Origin of the sequence: Modestobacter sp. VKM Ac-2985 (genome assembly GCF_026967925.1) — a bacterium.
Lineage (GTDB): Bacteria > Actinomycetota > Actinomycetes > Mycobacteriales > Geodermatophilaceae > Modestobacter.
The window spans coordinates 235,460-252,084 of record NZ_JAPVBI010000003.1; the positions used below are offsets into that span (position 1 = coordinate 235,460).

Here is a 16,625-nt window from a genome sequence, read left to right on the forward strand (position 1 = left end):
GGAGATCGGGGTCCTAGGTCCCGCGTCGCGTCGACGTTCGGGGCACTACGTCCCGGCACCGGACGACCGACTGCCTGGCCACGGCCACCCGGCGCAGGGCACGCTGGGGCCGGTCGACGGAGACGGGGGCCACGATGTGCGTCGGGCCGAACAGGGGTGCGCGGTGCTGCGCCCAGGGCGAAGGCCCCGGGTGACCGGCTGGCTGCTCCGGTACGAGGGGTGGGACCCCGAGGCGGAGGCGCTCCGCGAGACGCTCTGCGCACTGGGCAACGGCCGGTTCGCCACCCGCGCAGCGGCTCCCGAGCGACGGGCGGGGGGCGGCTGCTACCCCGGGACGTACGCCGCCGGGGTCTTCGACCGGCTGACCGACGTGATCGACGGGCACGAGGTGTCGAACGAGAGCATCGTCAACCTGCCGGACTGGCAGTCGCTGACCTTCCGCGCGGAGGACGGCCCGTGGCTGGACCTCTCCGCCGTGGCGGTGGAGGACTACGTGCAGGAGCTCGACCTCCGCCGCGGCGTGCTGACCCGCCGCTTCCTGATCGAGGACGACGAGGGGCGCCGCACCCGGATCGCCCAGCGGCGGCTGGTCTCCATGGCCGATCCCCGCCTCGCGGCACTGGACTGCACCCTCCTCGCCGAGAACTGGGCGGGCCGGCTCACCGTCCGCTCGGGCCTGGACGGTCGGGTGACCAACGACGGGGTGGCGCGCTACCGGGGGCTGGACGGCAGGCACCTGTCCGCGGTCGAGCCCGACGTCTGCGAGGAGACCGCCACGCTGACGGCGGAGACCCGGCAGTCGAGGACCCGGATCGGGATGGCCGCGCGGCACCGGGTGCTGGTGGAGGGGACGGTGCGGCCGACGGTCGCCGATCCGGTCCTGGAGAACGGCGTCGCCGCGGTCGACCTGGAGCTCGAGATGGAGCCCGGCCGTCCCGTCACGGTCGAGAAGCTCGCCGCTCTCTGTACGTCGCGCGACCCCGGCATCGGCGAGCCCGGCGAGGCAGCGGTCGACGAGATCGCCCGCGCCGGCACCTTCGGCGGCGTGCTGGCCCGGCACGAGCTCGCCTGGGACCACCTGTGGTTCCGCTGCGACGTGGAGATCGCCGGCTCCGCGCGCGCGTCGCTCGTCCTGCGGCTGCACGTGTTCCACCTCTTGCAGACCGTCTCCCCGCACAGCGTCGACCTCGACGTCGGCATCCCGGCTCGCGGGCTGCACGGTGAGGCCTATCGCGGACACGTCTTCTGGGACGAGATGTTCGTCCTGCCCTTCCTGAACCTGCGGCTGCCCGAGGTCGCCCGCGCCATGCTGCTGTACCGGTGGCGGCGGCTCCCTCAGGCCCGGGCCGCGGCACGGGCGGCCGGCCACCGCGGCGCGATGTTCCCGTGGCAGAGCGGATCGACCGGACGGGAGGAGTCACAGGCATGGCACCTGAACCCGCGGTCCGGCCGCTGGCTGCCCGACCACTCCCACCTGCAGCGGCACATCGGCCTGGCGATCGCCCACAACACCTGGCGCTACTACGAGGCCACCGGCGACGCCGACTTCCTCACCGAGCACGGCGCCGAGCTGCTCCTGTCGATCGCGGCGTTCTGGGGCGACCTGGCCACCTACGACCCGGTCGACGACCGGTTCGACATCTGTGGCGTGATGGGGCCCGATGAGTACCACGACGCCCTGCCGAGCCGCGACGAGCCGGGCCTGGACGACAACGCCTACACCAACGTCATGGCGGCCTGGACGCTCACGCGGGCGCTCGAGTGCCTCGACGAGCTCCCGCCGGGACGGCGGCACGAGCTGCTCGACACCCTCGACATCCGCCGCGCGGACCTCGAGCGCTGGCAGCACGTCAGCCGCAAGCTCCGGCTCTGCTGGACCGAGGACGGCGTCCTGCTGCAGTTCCGCGGCTACGAGTCGCTGGAGGAGTTCGACTGGGCCGGCTACCGCGACCGGTACGGGGACATCAGCCGACTCGACCGCATCCTGGAGGCCGAAGGCGACTCGACCAACCGCTACAAGCTCTCCAAGCAGGCCGACGTCCTCATGCTCTTCCAGCTGCTGACCGCCGACGAGCTGTACGACCTCCTCGACCGGCTGGGCTATCCGCACGACCGGCAGACGATCCCTCGCACGATCGCCTACCACCTCGAACGCACCAGCCACGGCTCGACGCTGTCGAAGGTCGTGCACGCCTGGGTGATGGCCCGGTCGGACCGGCGGAAGGCGTGGGTCTACTTCCTCGAGGCGCTCGAGAGCGACATCGCGGACGTGCAGGGAGGCACCACGGGCGAGGGCATCCACCTGGGTGCCATGGCCGGCACCGTCGACCTGCTGGAACGCGGGTTCACCGGCCTGGAGACGCGCGAGGACGTCCTCGGGTTCGACCCCTACCTGCCCGATGCGCTGCACCGCATGCGGTTCCGGCTGCGCTACCGGCGGCACACCGAGATCGAGGTCGTGATCGACCACCGGACGCTGACGGTCGGCGGAACGGCCAGCAGGGCCACCGTGCTGCCCGTCCGGGTCCGCGACAAGGAGTTCCGGCTCGACCCCCGGGGCAGCCTGGAGATCCCGCTCCGCCGGCGCCGCACGGACTGAGCCTGGCAGCGTCTCGACCACCTCCCCACCCACTCGACGCCCGCCACTCGCCCCAGGTCACCAGGACGAAGGCCACTGTCCCGTCCCCGGGCCGATGCCGAAGCTGGAGCGATGACCCGCTCCGACCAGGTCGTTCCCTCTGCCCCGGCGCATCACCAGATGCCCGTCCACGAGGTCGTCGTGCGGCTGGGCACCCACCCGGAGACCGGTCTCACCGACGCGGAGGCCGCCCGCCGGCTGGACACCACCGGTCCGAACCTGCTGCCTCGCACGGACCGACGCGGTCCCTGGCGGCGGGTGCTGGAGCAGTTCCGTCACCCGCTGATCTACGTCCTGCTCGTCGCTGCCGTGGCGACCCTGCTGCTCGGCGAGTACGTGGACGGCGCGGTGATCATCGCCGTGGTGCTGGTCAACGCGGCCATCGGGTTCGTGCAGGAGAGCCGCGCAGAGGTGGCGCTGGAGGCACTGACGTCGATGGTGCGCACGGAGTCGACGGTGGTGCGGGAGGGGCGCCGGCACCGTGTCCCGTCGGCGGACCTGGTGCCCGGGGACCACGTCCTGCTGGAGGCCGGCGACCGGGTGCCGGCCGACCTGCGGCTCGTCGTCTCGCAGGAGCTGCAGGTCGACGAGTCCGCACTGACCGGGGAGTCCTCACCAGCGGACAAGGCGCCGGCGGAGCTGCCGCCGGACACCGACCTCGGGGATCGCGCCAACATGGGGTACTCGACCGGCCTGGTGACCAGAGGCCAGGGACGTGGGGTCGTCGTCGCGACCGGTGGTGACACCGAGATCGGGCGCATCCACCGGCTCGTCGGCGAGGCGAACGTCCTGCAGACGCCGCTCACTCGGAAGATCGACCGGTTCAGCCGGATCCTGACGGTGGCCATCCTCGCGCTGGCCGGGCTGACCTTCCTGCTGGGCACCATCCGCGGCGAGCCGGTCGCGGACATGCTCACCGCTGCGGTCGCCCTGGCCGTCGGGGCGATCCCCGAGGGCCTGCCGGCCGTGGTGACCATCACCCTGGCCATCGGCGTGGCCAGGATGGCGCGTCGGCGCGCGGTCATCCGGCGACTGCCCGCGGTGGAGACGCTGGGCAGCACCACGGTGATCTGCACGGACAAGACCGGCACCCTCACCGCCAATGCGATGACGGTGACGACGGTCGTCGCCGGGGGCCGGGAGTGGTCGGTGAGCGGCACCGGCTACTCCCCTCAGGGTGCGCTGGACCCGGCGCCGGACAGTCCCGCGCTGCGCGAGTGCCTGGTGGCCGGGGTGTTGTGCAACGACACCCGGCTGACCGGACCGGCGGACGCACGAACGGTCGTCGGGGACCCGACCGAGGCGGCGCTCCTGGTCGTGGCGGAGAAGGCCGGCCTGGACGCCGGCGACCTGCACGAGCAGCTCCCGCGGTGCGACGCCGTCCCGTTCGACTCCGACCGCCGGTACATGGCCACCCGGCACCGGCACCCCGACGGCCGGGAGGTCGCCTACGTCAAGGGGGCCGTCGAGCGCATCCTGGCCATGAGCTCGGCCCAGCTGCAGGCCGACGGTTCGACCGTTCCCCTGGACCCTGCGGCCGTGCACGCGCGGACCGAGGAGATGACCGCCGATGCGCTGCGGGTGCTGGCGTTCGGCCGCGTCGACCTGCCGCCCGGCACCGCGTCGTTGACCCCGGAGCTGCTGGAGGACGTCGTCCTCCTGGGGCTCCAGGGCATGGTGGACCCGCCGCGGCCGGAGGCCATCGACGCCGTCGCCGCCTGCCGGTCGGCCGGCATCCAGGTCAAGATGATCACCGGCGACCACGCCGGCACGGCCCGCGCCATCGCAGAGCGCTTCGGCCTCGGAGAGGACGGGCACCCCGACGTCGTCACCGGTCGGGAACTCGCCGCGCTCCCGCCCGGGGACCTGCCTGCCCTGGCCCTGCGGACGGCGGTGTTCGCCCGCGTCGACCCGGAGCAGAAGCTGCGGCTGGTGGAGGTCCTGCAGGCGCAGGGGCACGTCGTGGCGATGACCGGGGACGGGGTCAACGACGCCCCCGCGCTGCGCCGGGCCGACATCGGTGTGGCCATGGGGCTCGGCGGCACCGAGGTGGCGAAGGAGGCCGCCGACATGGTTCTCACCGACGACGACTTCGCCACGATCGAGGCAGCCGTCGAAGAAGGTCGCGGGGTCTTCGACAACCTGCGGAAGTTCATCACCTTCATCCTGCCGACCAGCTTCGGCCAGGGCCTGGTGATCCTGGCCGCGGTCGCGCTGGGCACCACGCTGCCGATCCTGCCGGTGCAGATCCTGTGGGTGAACATGACGACCGCCGTGGCGCTCGGCCTCGCCCTGGCCTTCGAGCCGCTGGAGGAGGGGATCATGCGACGCCCGCCGGTCCCGCCGTCCCGGCCGTTGCTCACCGGGGAGCTGGCCGGCCGGATCGTGCTCGTCTCGACGCTCATGCTGGTCGGAGCGTTCACCCTCTTCGAGTGGACCCTCGCCCAGGGCGCAGAGCTCCCCGCCGCCCGCACCGTGGCGGTGAACGTCTTCGTCGTCGTCCAGGTCGCCTACCTGCTCACCTGCCGCTCGCTCGACCGTTCCGTGCTCTCCATCGGCCCGTTGCGCAACCGCTGGGTGCTGGCCGGGATGACCGCGATGCTGGGGCTCCAGCTGCTGTTCACCTACGCCCCCTGGATGAACACGCTGTTCCACAGCGCTCCGATCGACCCGGTGTGGTGGCTGTGGACCACCGGCGTCGGGGTCGTCGTGTTCCTGGTGATCGAGACGGAGAAGTGGGCCCGCCGGCGCGTCGGGACCCGGTAGTGCGACCGGTAGCGGGACGTCGCCGGAGCCGCCGCGGCACGACGGGAGGCCCGCCGGTGCAGCCAGGGTCCCGATCCGCACGACGACCGCTCCCGCGGCACGGCGGCCACCGGCACCCGGTACGGACGGCGCAGCCACCGCCACCGGCGGCCAGAGGTCCTCGGCCGGCGAGGTCCCTCGCCCCTGCCGTCTCCGGGGCGGCGAGCCGACCGTGGTGGCTGTGCCGGGTGCAGGGGGCGTCATGACCGACCGCCGGGGACGGCCGCGTCCGACGTGGCACCTCGGTGGCCACCGGAGGCACCCCTGCCTCGGGACCGGAGGCGTGGGCCTGGGGAGGTGCCGATGACCGCCGTCGAGGTGGAGCTGCTGCGCAAGGAGTACGGCCAGGTGGTGGCGGTGGACGACCTGTCGTTCACCATCGAGGAGGGCGAGGTCTTCGCACTGCTGGGTCCCAACGGTGCGGGGAAGACCACGACCGTCGAGATCCTGGAGGGCCACCGCCGGCGGACTGCCGGTCGGGTCCGCGTGCTGGGGCAGGACCCGCAGACCGGGGGACGGGAGTTCCGCGAGCGGATCGGGATCGTGCTCCAGGAAGCGGGGTTCGACGAGGAGTTCTCCGTCCGCGAGCTGATCAGGCTGCACCGTGGTCTCTACCCTCGCCGCCTCGGGGTCGACGAGGTGATCGACCAGGTCGGCCTCGCCGACAAGCGGGAGGCCCGCATCAAGACGCTGTCGGGCGGTCAACGCCGTCGGCTGGACCTCGCGCTCGGTCTGGTGGGGGCACCCGAGCTGCTGTTCCTCGACGAACCCACCACGGGCTTCGACCCCGCCGCTCGTCGTCGCGCCTGGGAGCTGCTGGAAGGGCTGCGCACCCTGGGCACGACCGTGCTGCTCACCACCCATTACATGGACGAGGCCGAACACCTCGCCGATCGGGTGGCGATCGTCGTCGCCGGCCGGCTGGTCGCCCTCGGCACGCCTGCCGAACTCGCTGCCGGGCAGCAGGCCGCCGTGGTCAGCTTCCGCCTGCCGGCGCAGGTGGCCGTCTCCGACCTGCCGCCGTTGGACGGCATCCCGGTCGCCGATGGTCTCGCCTGGGAACTGACCACGGCGCGACCCACCGCGGCACTGCACACGTTGACCGGTTGGGCGCTCGAGCGGGGACTGGAGGTGCCAGCGCTCTCGGTGCGCCACCCCTCCCTGGAGGACGTGTACCTGCACCTGGTGGGTGGACCGACGGGAGACGGCGAGTCGGCCGCCGTCGCTGCGTCGGCGGACGACTCGGTCCGTGACGGGCGATGAGCCGGCCCGCAGCCACCGGCAGCCGCGCCACGGGGCGACCGGGGACCGGCACGCTCCTGCTGGCCCAGCTCCGCTACACGGTGACCGACCTGTGGCGTTCGCGGGTGGTGCTCGTCTTCAGTCTCGTCCTGCCGCTGGTGTGGTTGCTCGTCATCGGCGCTGCCGCCGGCAACGACGTCCTGGACGAGGCGACCGGACTGCGCGTCATGCAGTTGGCGACGCCGAGCGCGATCGCCATGGGGGTGCTGTTCGCCTCCTACCCGCCGGTGGCCATCGGGCTGGCCGAGGCGCGCGAGCGCGGCGTCGCGAAGCGGTTCCGCGGCACACCTCTGCCTCCGTGGCTCTACGTGGCCGGCCGGATCGGCGGCGCAGTGGTGTTCGCATCTGCGGCGACCTCCCTCGCCGTCGCGGTCGGCGTCCTCGGCTTCGACGTGCAGATCATCGGCCGCACGGCACCGGCCACCGTCGTCACCGTGCTGCTGGGCATCGCCTGCTTCGCCGCTCTCGGGCTGGCGGTGGCAGCCCTCTCCCCCACGACGGCCGCTGCCCAGGCTGCTTCGGTCAGCACCGCCGTCGTCCTGGCGTTCGTCTCCGGCGTGTTCACCATCGGCGGTGAGCTGCCCTGGATGGCCACCGTGGGCAGGGTCTTCCCCCTCCGGCCCTTCGCCGAGGCCCTCCAGGACCAGTTCGACCCCTCCTCCCCCAGCGCCGGGTGGGACGTGGCCGGCTCTGCCGTCCTGCTCGTCTGGGGACTGATCGGGGCCCTGGTCGCCGCTCGTTTCCTCGCACCCGGCGAGCGGCGCAGCTCCTCCACCCGCCGGTCTGCCGCCCCGGGCAGCCCACCGGCCCCCGGCGCGACGGTCCCGCATCGGAGCGCAGGTCCCACGGCCGGGCGACGGCCGGGTGCAGTCCGCATGGTGCTCGACCAGGCGCTGGCCGCCGACCGGTCCACCTGGCGCGACGGTGGCTCCCTGTTCTTCGCCCTGGCCATGCCGGTCGGGCTGTACGCGCTGTTCGTCGCGATGGCGGGCGCCGACACCGTGGTCGACGGCGTGCCCTTCCCCACGCTGTTCGCCGCCAGCATGGCCGTCTGGGGCAGCGGGGTCACCGCCTTCCTCAACCTGCCCGAGTCGGTGGCCGCGGCCCGCGACCGCGGCGTCCTCAAACGGCTCCGGGGCACGCCGCTGGCCCCGTGGCAGTACCTGGCCGGCCGCACCGCGGCCGCGCTCTGGCTGTCCGTCGTCGTCGCGGCGCTGGTGCTCGTCATCGGCGCGGTCTCCTTCGACGTGCGCGTCCCGACGGCCGGCCTGCTCCTGGGCCTGCCGGTCCTGGCGGTCGGGACCCTCACCCTCGCCGCGTGCGGCTTCGTGCTGGCCGCGCTCCTCCCCGACGCCCGGTCGGTGGGTGCCGTCGGGCTGGTCGTGCTCCTGCCGCTGGCCTTCTTCTCCGACGTCTTCTTCCTCGGCGGACCGGAGTGGATGCGCAACGTGGGCGAGCTCTTCCCGCTGCTGCACTTCCAGAACGCGCTGACCCGGGCATGGGACCCGGCCGGCGCTGAGCTCGCGTGGAGCGATCTGGCGGTGCTCGTCGGCTGGGGCGTGGTGGCCGCCGCGGTCGCGATCCGGTCGTTCCGCTGGCAGCCACGGTCCGACGGGCGGTCATGACCGTCAGCTCGGATGGCTGCGCGGCGGCTGGGCGGTCTGAGCCCCGTCCCACGCGCGGCCCATCACGATCGGGGATGCGCGGAACGAGTACTCGTGGCGCACCGGGTGTCACGGTTCGGTGCTGCTGACGATCCCCCGTCCGGAGGACCCGTGCAGCATCAACGCCACCCCGCTGAGCAGTGACAGCGCGCCGGTGAGGACGAGCAGCGTCCCCAGCCCCAGGCTGGGGATGACCGCACCGGCGACGGCGGGTGCTGCGACCGAGATGACGGCTCCCACGACCAGACACCCGGTGAACGCCGTGCCTGCCCGGTCGGGCACCAGCTCGGCGGTCCAGACCGCGAGCACCGCCGACCCGGTCATGTACCCCACGCCGAAGACGCATGCCGAGACCGCCGTCGCGACCAGGGAGTCGCCGGCCAGCCCGAGCAGGGCCAGCGCAGCAGCCACCGCCACCAGGCACAGCGCCGCCACCCTGCTGCTGCCCAGTCGCTGCGCGACGGCCCCGGTCGCCACAGCGACCACGCCGGTGAGGCCGATGGCCGCGTAGAGGGCAGGGACGGCTGCCGCGGGGAGGCCGTCCCGCTGGAGGACGTCCGCGGCGTAGGTGAAGTAGATGACGATGGCCGCGAAGTAGACGAGGGAGTAGGCGGCCGGGACCCGCAGCTCTCTCACCAGGGACGAGGCGCCGCGCCGCCCGTCCGGGCGTGGCGCCGGCCTGGTGCTCGGGACCAGCCGGAGGTTCAGCACGGCCGCAGCCACGGCGGCGAGGGCGATGCCGCCCCAGACCAGGCGCCACGAGCCCAGTGCGGCGAGGGCGGCCAGACCCCCCAACGCGACCAGTCCGCCGCTGGTGCCGGTCGTGATGATCGCCAACGCCCGCGACTGCTGCCGCTGGCCCACCGTCCGCGTCACGATGTCGGAGTAGGGCGCCCAGACCCAGCCGCCCGCGCTGCCGGCCAGGACGGCACCGACGGCGAGCAACCAAGGGGACTGCGCGACCGTGACGATCACCGCCCCGAGCGCGCCGCAGACCCCGCCCACGGTCGTCGGGGCGCGGGCGCCGCGGCGAGTGGCGAGCGGCCCGGTGAGCAGCAGGCCCGCCAGGTAGCCGGCGAACGTGGCGCTGGCGACCAGGCCGAGCACCAGCTCGGACAACCCCAGCTCCCGCCGGATGTCGGGCAGTGTCAGGCCGTAGGCGTACCGGGCCATGCCGAAGGCGACCCCGACCACGGCCGCGCCGGCCAGGCCCACCCGAGCAGCTGGGGACAACGTCATGGACCCTCCTCGGATGCGGGATGCACGGGCGCCGCTTCCTGGCTCAGCGAGGTCGGCGTCGCACTGCGCTCAGCCTGACCGCTGCGGCGCGCTGCGGCCGTGGGCCTCCGGGGGGCACGTCACCTCTCCTCCGTGGCATCCGGCGTCCGGTCAGCTGCCCGGCTCGCTGGGCAGGGCCCCGCGGGCGACCGCCTGGACCAGCGTCTCGTGGTCCCGCTCCGTCTGGTCGGCGTACGCCCGGGCGAACCGGCACAGCGCCACGTCGACCTTGTCGGCCTTCCCCAGGTAACCGGCGATCATCGACGCGCCGCTGGTCCGGGCGTGCCCCTTGGCCAGCAGCCGGCCGCACACCCCCGCGTAGTCGCTCAGCGCGGCCGCGTCCAGGGAGTCGATCGCGATGGTGCCCTTCATGTTCCTGAACTGGCGGACGTAGTACTGCCGGGACCCGATCGTCGTCCAGCCCAGCAGCGGGTCGCTGACCGTCTGCAACGCCTGCTGGTACTCCACCACCCGCTGCCCCTGATGGGCGTGCCAGGCCGACTCGCCGTGCACGTGCTCGGCCACCACCGACCGGCGGGCCTGCTTCAGCTGCAGGAAGACCACGTCGTCGGGGCTGCTCCCCTCGCACAGCGCCACGTAGGCGCGCAGCCCCACGCTGCCCACCCCGACCACCTTGTGCGCGACGTCGACGAGCGTGTAGCCGCTGAGGACCCGTCGCCAGTGGGACGGCAGCGTCTCGACGTAGCCGTCCAGCCCGTCGGCCACCGCGGCGGTCTCGTCCGGGTCGAGCCGGGTGATCAGCGGGGGCTCCTCGACGATCCGCCGTCCCTCCTCCCGCTCCTCGGTGAACCGGGGCAGCGCCCGGTCGCTCACCCGTTTGCGGGCCCGCCGTGCGGCGCGCTCGATCTCCTTCTGCAGCGACTCCTCCCCCACCGTGGTGTGCAGCCCGGTGACGTCCAGCCGCTCGAACGACCGCGCCAGCAGCGGCTCCCCGGCCAGCCGGCGCACGTGCTCCCGGTAGCGGCGTCCCATGGACGCGACCGCGTCCTCGCACTGCTCCTCGGTGGCCGAGTTCTGCCGGCCGGCCACCCAGACGCTCGCCGCCAGCCGGCGGAGGTCCCACTCCCAGCCGCCCGGGTGCGCTTCGTCGAAGTCGTTGAGGTCGATGACCAGGTCGCGCTCCGGAGAGGCGTAGAAGCCGAAGTTGCCCAGGTGGGCGTCCCCGCAGATGACCGGCCGGATCCCGGTGGCCGGGAGACCGGCGAGGTCGGCGGCCATCACCACCGCCGTCCCGCGCAGGAAGCCGTAGGGGGAGGCGGCCATCCGGGCCACCCGCACGGGGACGAGCCGCTCCACGCGCCCGACGTGGGACGCCCGGATCTGGTCGACGACGTCGGGCCGGTCGACCGGCGCAGCCCACTGCCCGAGCGCGGACCGGGGCACCTGCTTGCGCAACGACCGCCCGAGGGCGTACCGCTCCGCGCGGGGTGTGGCGCGACGACGCAGCGAGCCGTAGCCCTCGCCGTCGGCTGCCGTGAGCACGACGTGCCCGTTCTCTCGTTCACCCGCCACGGGGCACCCCAGACAGTCGACGGACGGTTCTCGGCCTCGGTGCATCCTGCCTCCTGCACCCTGCGACCGCGCGGCCGTCCGGGCCCGGGGACCGCACGACCGGGCGGCCGATGGGAGCGCGATCGGACGAGCCGCTGCCATCATCGGCTGCGCGCCACGGCTCCGGCCGTGGGACCGAGGGGAGGCGCCGGTGGACGACGCCGTGTCGATCGACACGCTCGCCGCCGTGGCCGCCGTCGCCCTGCTCGCGGCGCTGCTGGTGGGGCTGCTGCCCCGGCTGCCCGTTCCGCAGGTGGTGCTGCTGCTGGCCGGCGGCGTCGTCCTCGGCCCGGACGTCCTGGGCCTCGGGTCGGCCGCGGACGTGCGGGTGCTCGCCGACGTCGGCCTGGGGTTCGTCTTCCTGCTGGCCGGCTACGAGATCGACCTGCGCCTGTTCCGCGAGGACGCCGGCCGACGTGCGCTCGCCTCGTGGGCGGTCTCCTTCGGTCTGGCCGCCGGCGTGGTGGCGGTGCTCCGTGCGGCGGGGCTCGTCGAGGCGCTCCTCCCGGTGGCGCTGGGGCTGACCACCACGGCGCTGGGGACGCTGCTGCCCGTGCTCCGGGAGGCCGGGCTGCTCCGCGGCCGCCTGGGCCGGCACCTGCTGGCGACCGGTGGCGTCGGTGAACTGCTGCCGGTGCTGGTCATCGCGGTCTTCCTGGGCAGCCAGGGACGGGGCGCAGCGCTCGTCTCCCTCCTCGGCGTCGCCGTCCTCGCGGTCGCGCTCGGGTTGCTGCGGCACGGGGTCCGGGAGGGCAGCCGGCTGGCCGACGTCATCCGGGCCGGTCAGCACGAGACCGCCCAGATCACCCTGCGCGCCACGCTGCTGCTGCTGCTCGTGCTGGTCGCGGTCACCGACCGGTTCCACCTGGACGCGGTCCTCGGTGCGTTCCTCGCCGGCCTGGTGCTCCGGCAGTGGGTGGGCACCGCCGCACCCGTCCTGGAGTCGAAGCTGGACGCCGTCGGCTACGGGTTCTTCGTGCCGCTGTTCTTCGTCTACTCGGGGATGGGCCTGGACCTGGCCGCGATCGCCCAGGCGCCGCTGCAGCTGCTGCTGTTCCTCGTCCTGATGCTGGTCGTCCGCGGGGGGCCGGTCCTGCTGGTCTACCGCGGGGTGCTCCCCCGCCGCGAGCGGTGGCAGACGGCCCTGGTCAGCGCCACCGCGCTGCCGGTCCTGGTCGCGCTCACCGAGATCGCCGTGCGCAGCGGCACGATGACCACCGAGGACGCCGCCGCCCTCGTCGGGGCCGGGGTGGTCACCGTGCTGGTGCTGCCGGCCCTGGCCGTGGTGCTGGGCCGCCGCCCGGTCGAGCCGGCCGGCGATCCGGTCAGCCCGGCCCGGTGACCCGCCCGTGACCTGGGAACCGGAGCTGCTGCCGGCGCTCACCGGGCGGCGCGAGCTCGTCGGGTGGCTGCTGCTCGGGTTCCTGGTGACCTTCCTGCTGGCCCGGTTCGTCACGCACGCGATCCGCAGCGGCCGGGGCCCCTTCCGCGACGCGGGCGTGGGCGGCGTGCACGTCCACCACGTGGTGTACGGGATCTTCCTGCTGCTGCTCACCGGGACGGTGGAGTTCGCCTATCGCCCGGACGGTGCGTGGGGCGACCTGCTCGCCGTCCTCTTCGGAGCCGGGGCGGCGCTCACCCTCGACGAGTTCGCGCTGTGGCTGCACCTGCAGGACGTGTACTGGTCGCGGGAGGGCCGCAGTTCGGTCGACGCCGTGCTGATCGCTGCCGTCGTCGGGGTGCTGCTCCTCATCGGCGCCAACCCGTTCGACGCCGACGAGTCGCGGGGTGAAGGCGTCCTGACGCTGACCGTCCTGGTCAACCTCTGTTTCGCCGTCGTCGCGATCCTGAAGGGCCGGGTGGTGCTGGGCGTCGTGGGCGTGTTCGTGCCGCTCGTCGCTGCCGTCGCGTCCGTGCGCCTGGCGCGACCGGCCAGCCCCTGGGCGCGCCGTCGGTACCGCCCGGGCAGCCGCCGCGCGGCCCGCGCGCGGCGCCGCTTCCCGCCCGGCCGGCGCAACCACTGGGACGCGCTGGTCGACCTCTTCGCCGCGGTGCCGCCCGTCCCGCCGTCCCCGGCCCGGGAAGGCAGGGCGCTCTGAGCCGAACGCCTGGGGCGCGACCCCAGGAACGGCGCCCACCGGGTGCGCGACCCGATCGGATCGGGCAACGCCGCCCGGTCAGCGCCAGACGGTCAGCGTCACGCCGAGACTGCCGTCGACGTCGGGGGGTGCGAAGCTCGCGAGGACGAGGGCACCGGCGTCGGTCGTCAGGCAGACGACCGCCCCGCGCGAGAGCTGGTCGGCGGTCACCAGGCGGTCGGACCTGGTCTGCAGCGCCGCCGTGCAGCCGGCCTCGTCGGTCTCCGCCGGGACGATCGCGTTCCGGACCCCGTTGAGGCTCACCACGCCGTTCCACACCAGGTCCGACCCGGTGAGCCCGCTGTCGCCCTGGATCCCGGCGTCGACGTCGAGGTGGTCCCCGGCCAGCAGCCGGACCGACGAGCTGTCCGCCGGGCGGCCGTCGGCCGGGCCGCCTGGTCCGGGCCGGAGGAGCTCTCGCCGGAGGACGCAGGTGCCGGGTCCGGGTCGCCGTCCCCGGCTCGGTCGGCCGCCGCGGTACCGCTGTCGGCCACCGCCTCGTCGCTGCCGTCCCGGTCCTGGCCGAGGAACAGCGCACCGGCCGCGACCAGCGCCGTGACGAGCGCCGCGAGGCCGGTCAGGACCCCCGGCAGCGTGGTCCAGAACGACGGCCGCCCCTCGGACATCCCGACCTCCCCGGACTGCCTCGGGCCGACCCGGCGTCACCGTCGCGGCGAGACTCGCAGCGGCAGCGTCACCGGAGCGTCACCGGAGCCCGGTGCGCCGTTCACGACGAGAGGTACCGGATCACCGCCAGCACCCGGCGGTGGTCGTCGTCGCTGAGCGCCAGGTCGAGCTGGTCGTAGATGTGCGACGTGTGCTGGACGACCGCCCGCTCGCTGATCGACAGGGTGCGGGCGATCGACGCGTTGGTCCGACCCTCCGACATCAGGGCCAGCACCTGCTGCTGGCGGGGGGTCAGCCGGTCGAGCGCATCGTGCTGCCCCCGGGCGCGGGCGACCATGAGGCTGATGACCTCGGGGTCGAGGACGGTGCCGCCGGCGGCGATGCGGTGCAGGTCGTCGGTGAACGTGTCGACGTCGGCGATCCGCTGCTTCAGCAAGTACCCGACGCCCGATGCGCGATCGCCCAGCAGCTCGACGGCGTAGGCCCGCTGGAGGTGCTGCGACAGCACGAGGACGGCGACCCCGGGGTGCGCCCGGCGGATCTCCAGCGCCGCCCGCAACCCCGCGTCCTGGTGGTCGGGAGGCATCCGGATGTCGGTGACGACGAGGTCGGGCACGTGCTCCCCTGTGGTGCGGACCAGCTCGTGGGCGTCACCGACCGCAGCGACGACGTCGAACCCGGCTGCCTGGAGCACGTGTGTGAGCCCGGTCCGCAGCAGCGCCTCGTCCTCACCGATCACGACCCGCACGGCAGCTCCACCCGCAGCTGGGTGCCTCCGCCGGCCGGGCTGTGGATGCTGAACCGGCCGCCGAGGGCGTCGACCCGATCGGCGAGCCCGTGCAGCCCGGCACCGGCCTGCTGGGTGGCACCGCCGACCCCGTCGTCGGTCACGCCGATGACCAGCCGCCGCGGCACGTGCTCGAGCGTCACGGTCAACGTCTCGGCCGCGGCGTGCTTGACCGCGTTGGTCAGCGCCTCGGCGACCACGAAGTAGGCCGTCCGCTCGACCGTCGCCGGCAGGCGCCCGTCGACCTCGGCCACCGCCAGCCGGGTGGGCAGCGGCATCCGGTCGACCAGGTCCTCGATCGCCGCGGTCAGGCCCCGCTCGACGAGGGCAGCCGGCATCAGGGCGTGGACGATCCCCCGGAGTTCCCGGGCGGCACCGTCGATGCCGAGCCGGAGGTGCGTCGCCGCCTCGGGGAGACGGGCCGCCTGCTCGACGCGGGCCAGCTGTTGTGCCTCCAGCGCCAGCAGGACGAGCTCCACCTGCAGACCGTCGTGCAGGTCCTGGGCGATCCGCTGCCGCGCCCGGTCGCCGGCGTCCACGAGCCGGGCGCGCGACCGCTGCAGGTCGGCATGGCTGGCCCGCAGCTCGGCGGTCAGCCGGTCGTGGTCGATGGCGAGGGCCGCCACCTGCCCCACCCGGCGGACCGACTCGGCGTCGTCCACGACCGTCGCGTCGTAGACGATCGCGCCGATCCGTCGCGACCCGAGCTCGATGTCGACCAGGGCGCGGTGCTCGCCCAGCGCCGAGGCGTCGACGGCGGCGCCGTCGCCGTCCAGGAGGGCGCGCCCGTCGCGCGATGCGTAGACGACCTGCAGGGATGCGTCCCCGAGGGTGCGGCCGAGGGCATCGGCGAGCAGCGCCGGGGTGGCGGCGGACGACGCCAGCCAGGCGCTGAGCTCCTGGACGTCGGACGTCCGCGCGAACCCGCCGCGCAGCATCGCCGCCGCGAAGGCGACGGGCACCCCGGCCAGCAGGACGATCTGCACCCCGACCACCTGGACGACCGAGAGCCCCGCGGGCGGACCGAGCAGCGGACCGAGCGGGGTCGCCAGGACGGCCAGCGTCCCGTAGCCGTACAGCGGCAGCAGGACCCCGCGGTGGCCGGGCTCGGCGGTGCGCAGCCGGTCGACTAGCACTCCCGCGGTCACCAGCATGACGAGCATCCCCGCGCCGCGCTGGAGCCAGGTGCCGGCCTGGAGCAGGTCCGCCCGCTGGCCGACGGCGAGCACGCCGTCCGGGCTGGCGCCGGGGTCGAAGAGGTAGCGCGGGGCCTCGAGGACGAGCGAGACCACGAAGGCCCCCACCACCGTCAGGCGGGAGGTGCGCGAGCGGAGGCGGCCGGACGGGAAGGCGTGCAGCAGCCACACCGCCACGGCGAGCGGGGTGGTGGCCAGCACGACACCCACCGCGACCAGGACCGGCGCCGCGGTGTTGGCGAGCGCGGCCGCGAACCACGACAGCCCCCCGATGACCATGATCGGTCCGGTCCGGTTGCCCGGCCTGCGCCGCCACGCCACCAGGCCTGCGGCCAGGTGGACGAGCCCCCCGGCCGGGAACGACGCGAGCAGCCACCACGGGGCCGCCCGCTGGTCGGCGAAGAGCGCCAGCTCGACGCCGGCGACCAGGGCACCGGACGTGCCGATCAGCGCGAGGCTCAGCGTCAGCGGCGACCGCACCTCTCCCCCAGGCGGCATCGGGCCAGCATGGCACCGGCGGGGCAGCCTCGGTGCGGCGTCGCACCGGCCACGACACCTGCGGGCACCCTGTACCCAGGTCCACGTGGGCGGGGGGCACCCAGGTCCATTGCCCGGCGG

General features: G+C 74.1%; 12 protein-coding genes. 6 read left to right on the forward strand and 6 right to left on the reverse strand.

Annotation, left to right across the window (positions count from 1 at the left end; translation table 11 throughout):
• Positions 1-190: 190 nt before the first annotated feature.
• The 4 genes from O2V61_RS17185 to O2V61_RS17200 all read left to right on the forward strand — a co-directional run bounded on the left by O2V61_RS17185 (position 191) and on the right by O2V61_RS17200 (position 8,370).
• On the forward strand, positions 191-2,599 hold the full coding sequence (locus O2V61_RS17185) for a glycoside hydrolase family 65 protein (RefSeq protein WP_269184485.1): 2,409 nt from the start codon (positions 191-193) through the stop codon (positions 2,597-2,599).
• A gap of 159 nt (positions 2,600-2,758) precedes the next feature.
• Positions 2,759-5,404, forward strand: a complete 2,646-nt coding sequence (locus O2V61_RS17190; RefSeq protein WP_269184486.1) for a cation-translocating P-type ATPase — start codon at positions 2,759-2,761, stop codon at positions 5,402-5,404.
• Positions 5,405-5,746: 342 nt separating this feature from the next.
• Positions 5,747-6,706, forward strand: coding sequence for an ABC transporter ATP-binding protein (locus O2V61_RS17195; RefSeq protein ID WP_269184487.1), 960 nt, complete (start codon positions 5,747-5,749; stop codon positions 6,704-6,706).
• Positions 6,703-8,370, forward strand: a complete 1,668-nt coding sequence (locus O2V61_RS17200) for an ABC transporter permease (protein ID WP_269184488.1) — start codon at positions 6,703-6,705, stop codon at positions 8,368-8,370. The genes O2V61_RS17195 and O2V61_RS17200 overlap by 4 nt, the downstream gene beginning before the upstream one ends.
• 108 nt (positions 8,371-8,478) lie before the next feature.
• Here the strand turns inward: O2V61_RS17200 and O2V61_RS17205 are convergent, their stop codons facing one another.
• On the reverse strand, positions 8,479-9,648 hold the full coding sequence (locus O2V61_RS17205) for an MFS transporter (protein ID WP_269184489.1): 1,170 nt from the start codon (positions 9,646-9,648) through the stop codon (positions 8,479-8,481).
• Between the two features lie 150 nt (positions 9,649-9,798).
• Positions 9,799-11,220, reverse strand: a complete 1,422-nt coding sequence (locus O2V61_RS17210; protein WP_269184490.1) for a DUF2252 domain-containing protein — start codon at positions 11,218-11,220, stop codon at positions 9,799-9,801.
• Between the two features lie 190 nt (positions 11,221-11,410).
• On the opposite strand from O2V61_RS17210, the gene O2V61_RS17215 reads away from it, so the two are divergent.
• Together O2V61_RS17215 and O2V61_RS17220 are read left to right on the forward strand one after the other, a co-directional pair.
• Entirely contained in the window at positions 11,411-12,601 is a 1,191-nt protein-coding gene (locus tag O2V61_RS17215; protein ID WP_269184491.1) for a cation:proton antiporter, read from the forward strand.
• Between the two features lie 7 nt (positions 12,602-12,608).
• A complete protein-coding gene (locus tag O2V61_RS17220; RefSeq protein ID WP_269184492.1) occupies positions 12,609-13,358 on the forward strand; it encodes a hypothetical protein in 750 nt (249 codons plus the stop codon).
• 78 nt (positions 13,359-13,436) lie between these two features.
• On the opposite strand, the gene O2V61_RS17225 is transcribed toward O2V61_RS17220, so the two are convergent.
• From O2V61_RS17225 to O2V61_RS17240, 4 genes are all read right to left on the reverse strand, one after another.
• Positions 13,437-13,661, reverse strand: a complete 225-nt coding sequence (locus O2V61_RS17225; protein ID WP_269184493.1) for a hypothetical protein — start codon at positions 13,659-13,661, stop codon at positions 13,437-13,439.
• Entirely contained in the window at positions 13,658-14,023 is a 366-nt protein-coding gene (locus tag O2V61_RS17230) for a hypothetical protein (protein WP_269184494.1), read from the reverse strand. Before O2V61_RS17230 ends, O2V61_RS17225 begins: the two co-directional genes overlap by 4 nt.
• Before the next feature lie 101 nt (positions 14,024-14,124).
• Positions 14,125-14,772, reverse strand: a complete 648-nt coding sequence (locus tag O2V61_RS17235) for a response regulator transcription factor (protein WP_269184495.1) — start codon at positions 14,770-14,772, stop codon at positions 14,125-14,127.
• Positions 14,760-16,505, reverse strand: a complete 1,746-nt coding sequence (locus O2V61_RS17240; RefSeq protein ID WP_269184496.1) for a sensor histidine kinase — start codon at positions 16,503-16,505, stop codon at positions 14,760-14,762. Before O2V61_RS17240 ends, O2V61_RS17235 begins: the two co-directional genes overlap by 13 nt.
• Positions 16,506-16,625: the final 120 nt, after the last annotated feature.

What these genes read in the sequence shown, in the direction of transcription:
- O2V61_RS17195 (WP_269184487.1), top strand. Translation starts at nt 5,747, where the DNA reads ATGACCGCCGTCGAGGTGGAGCTGCTGCGCAAGGAGTACGGCCAGGTG.
- O2V61_RS17200 (WP_269184488.1), top strand. Translation starts at nt 6,703, where the DNA reads ATGAGCCGGCCCGCAGCCACCGGCAGCCGCGCCACGGGGCGACCGGGG.
- O2V61_RS17205 (WP_269184489.1), bottom strand. Translation starts at nt 9,648, where the DNA reads ATGACGTTGTCCCCAGCTGCTCGGGTGGGCCTGGCCGGCGCGGCCGTG.
- O2V61_RS17240 (WP_269184496.1), bottom strand. Translation starts at nt 16,505, where the DNA reads ATGCCGCCTGGGGGAGAGGTGCGGTCGCCGCTGACGCTGAGCCTCGCG.
- O2V61_RS17190 (WP_269184486.1), top strand. Translation starts at nt 2,759, where the DNA reads ATGCCCGTCCACGAGGTCGTCGTGCGGCTGGGCACCCACCCGGAGACC.
- O2V61_RS17230 (WP_269184494.1), bottom strand. Translation starts at nt 14,023, where the DNA reads ATGTCCGAGGGGCGGCCGTCGTTCTGGACCACGCTGCCGGGGGTCCTG.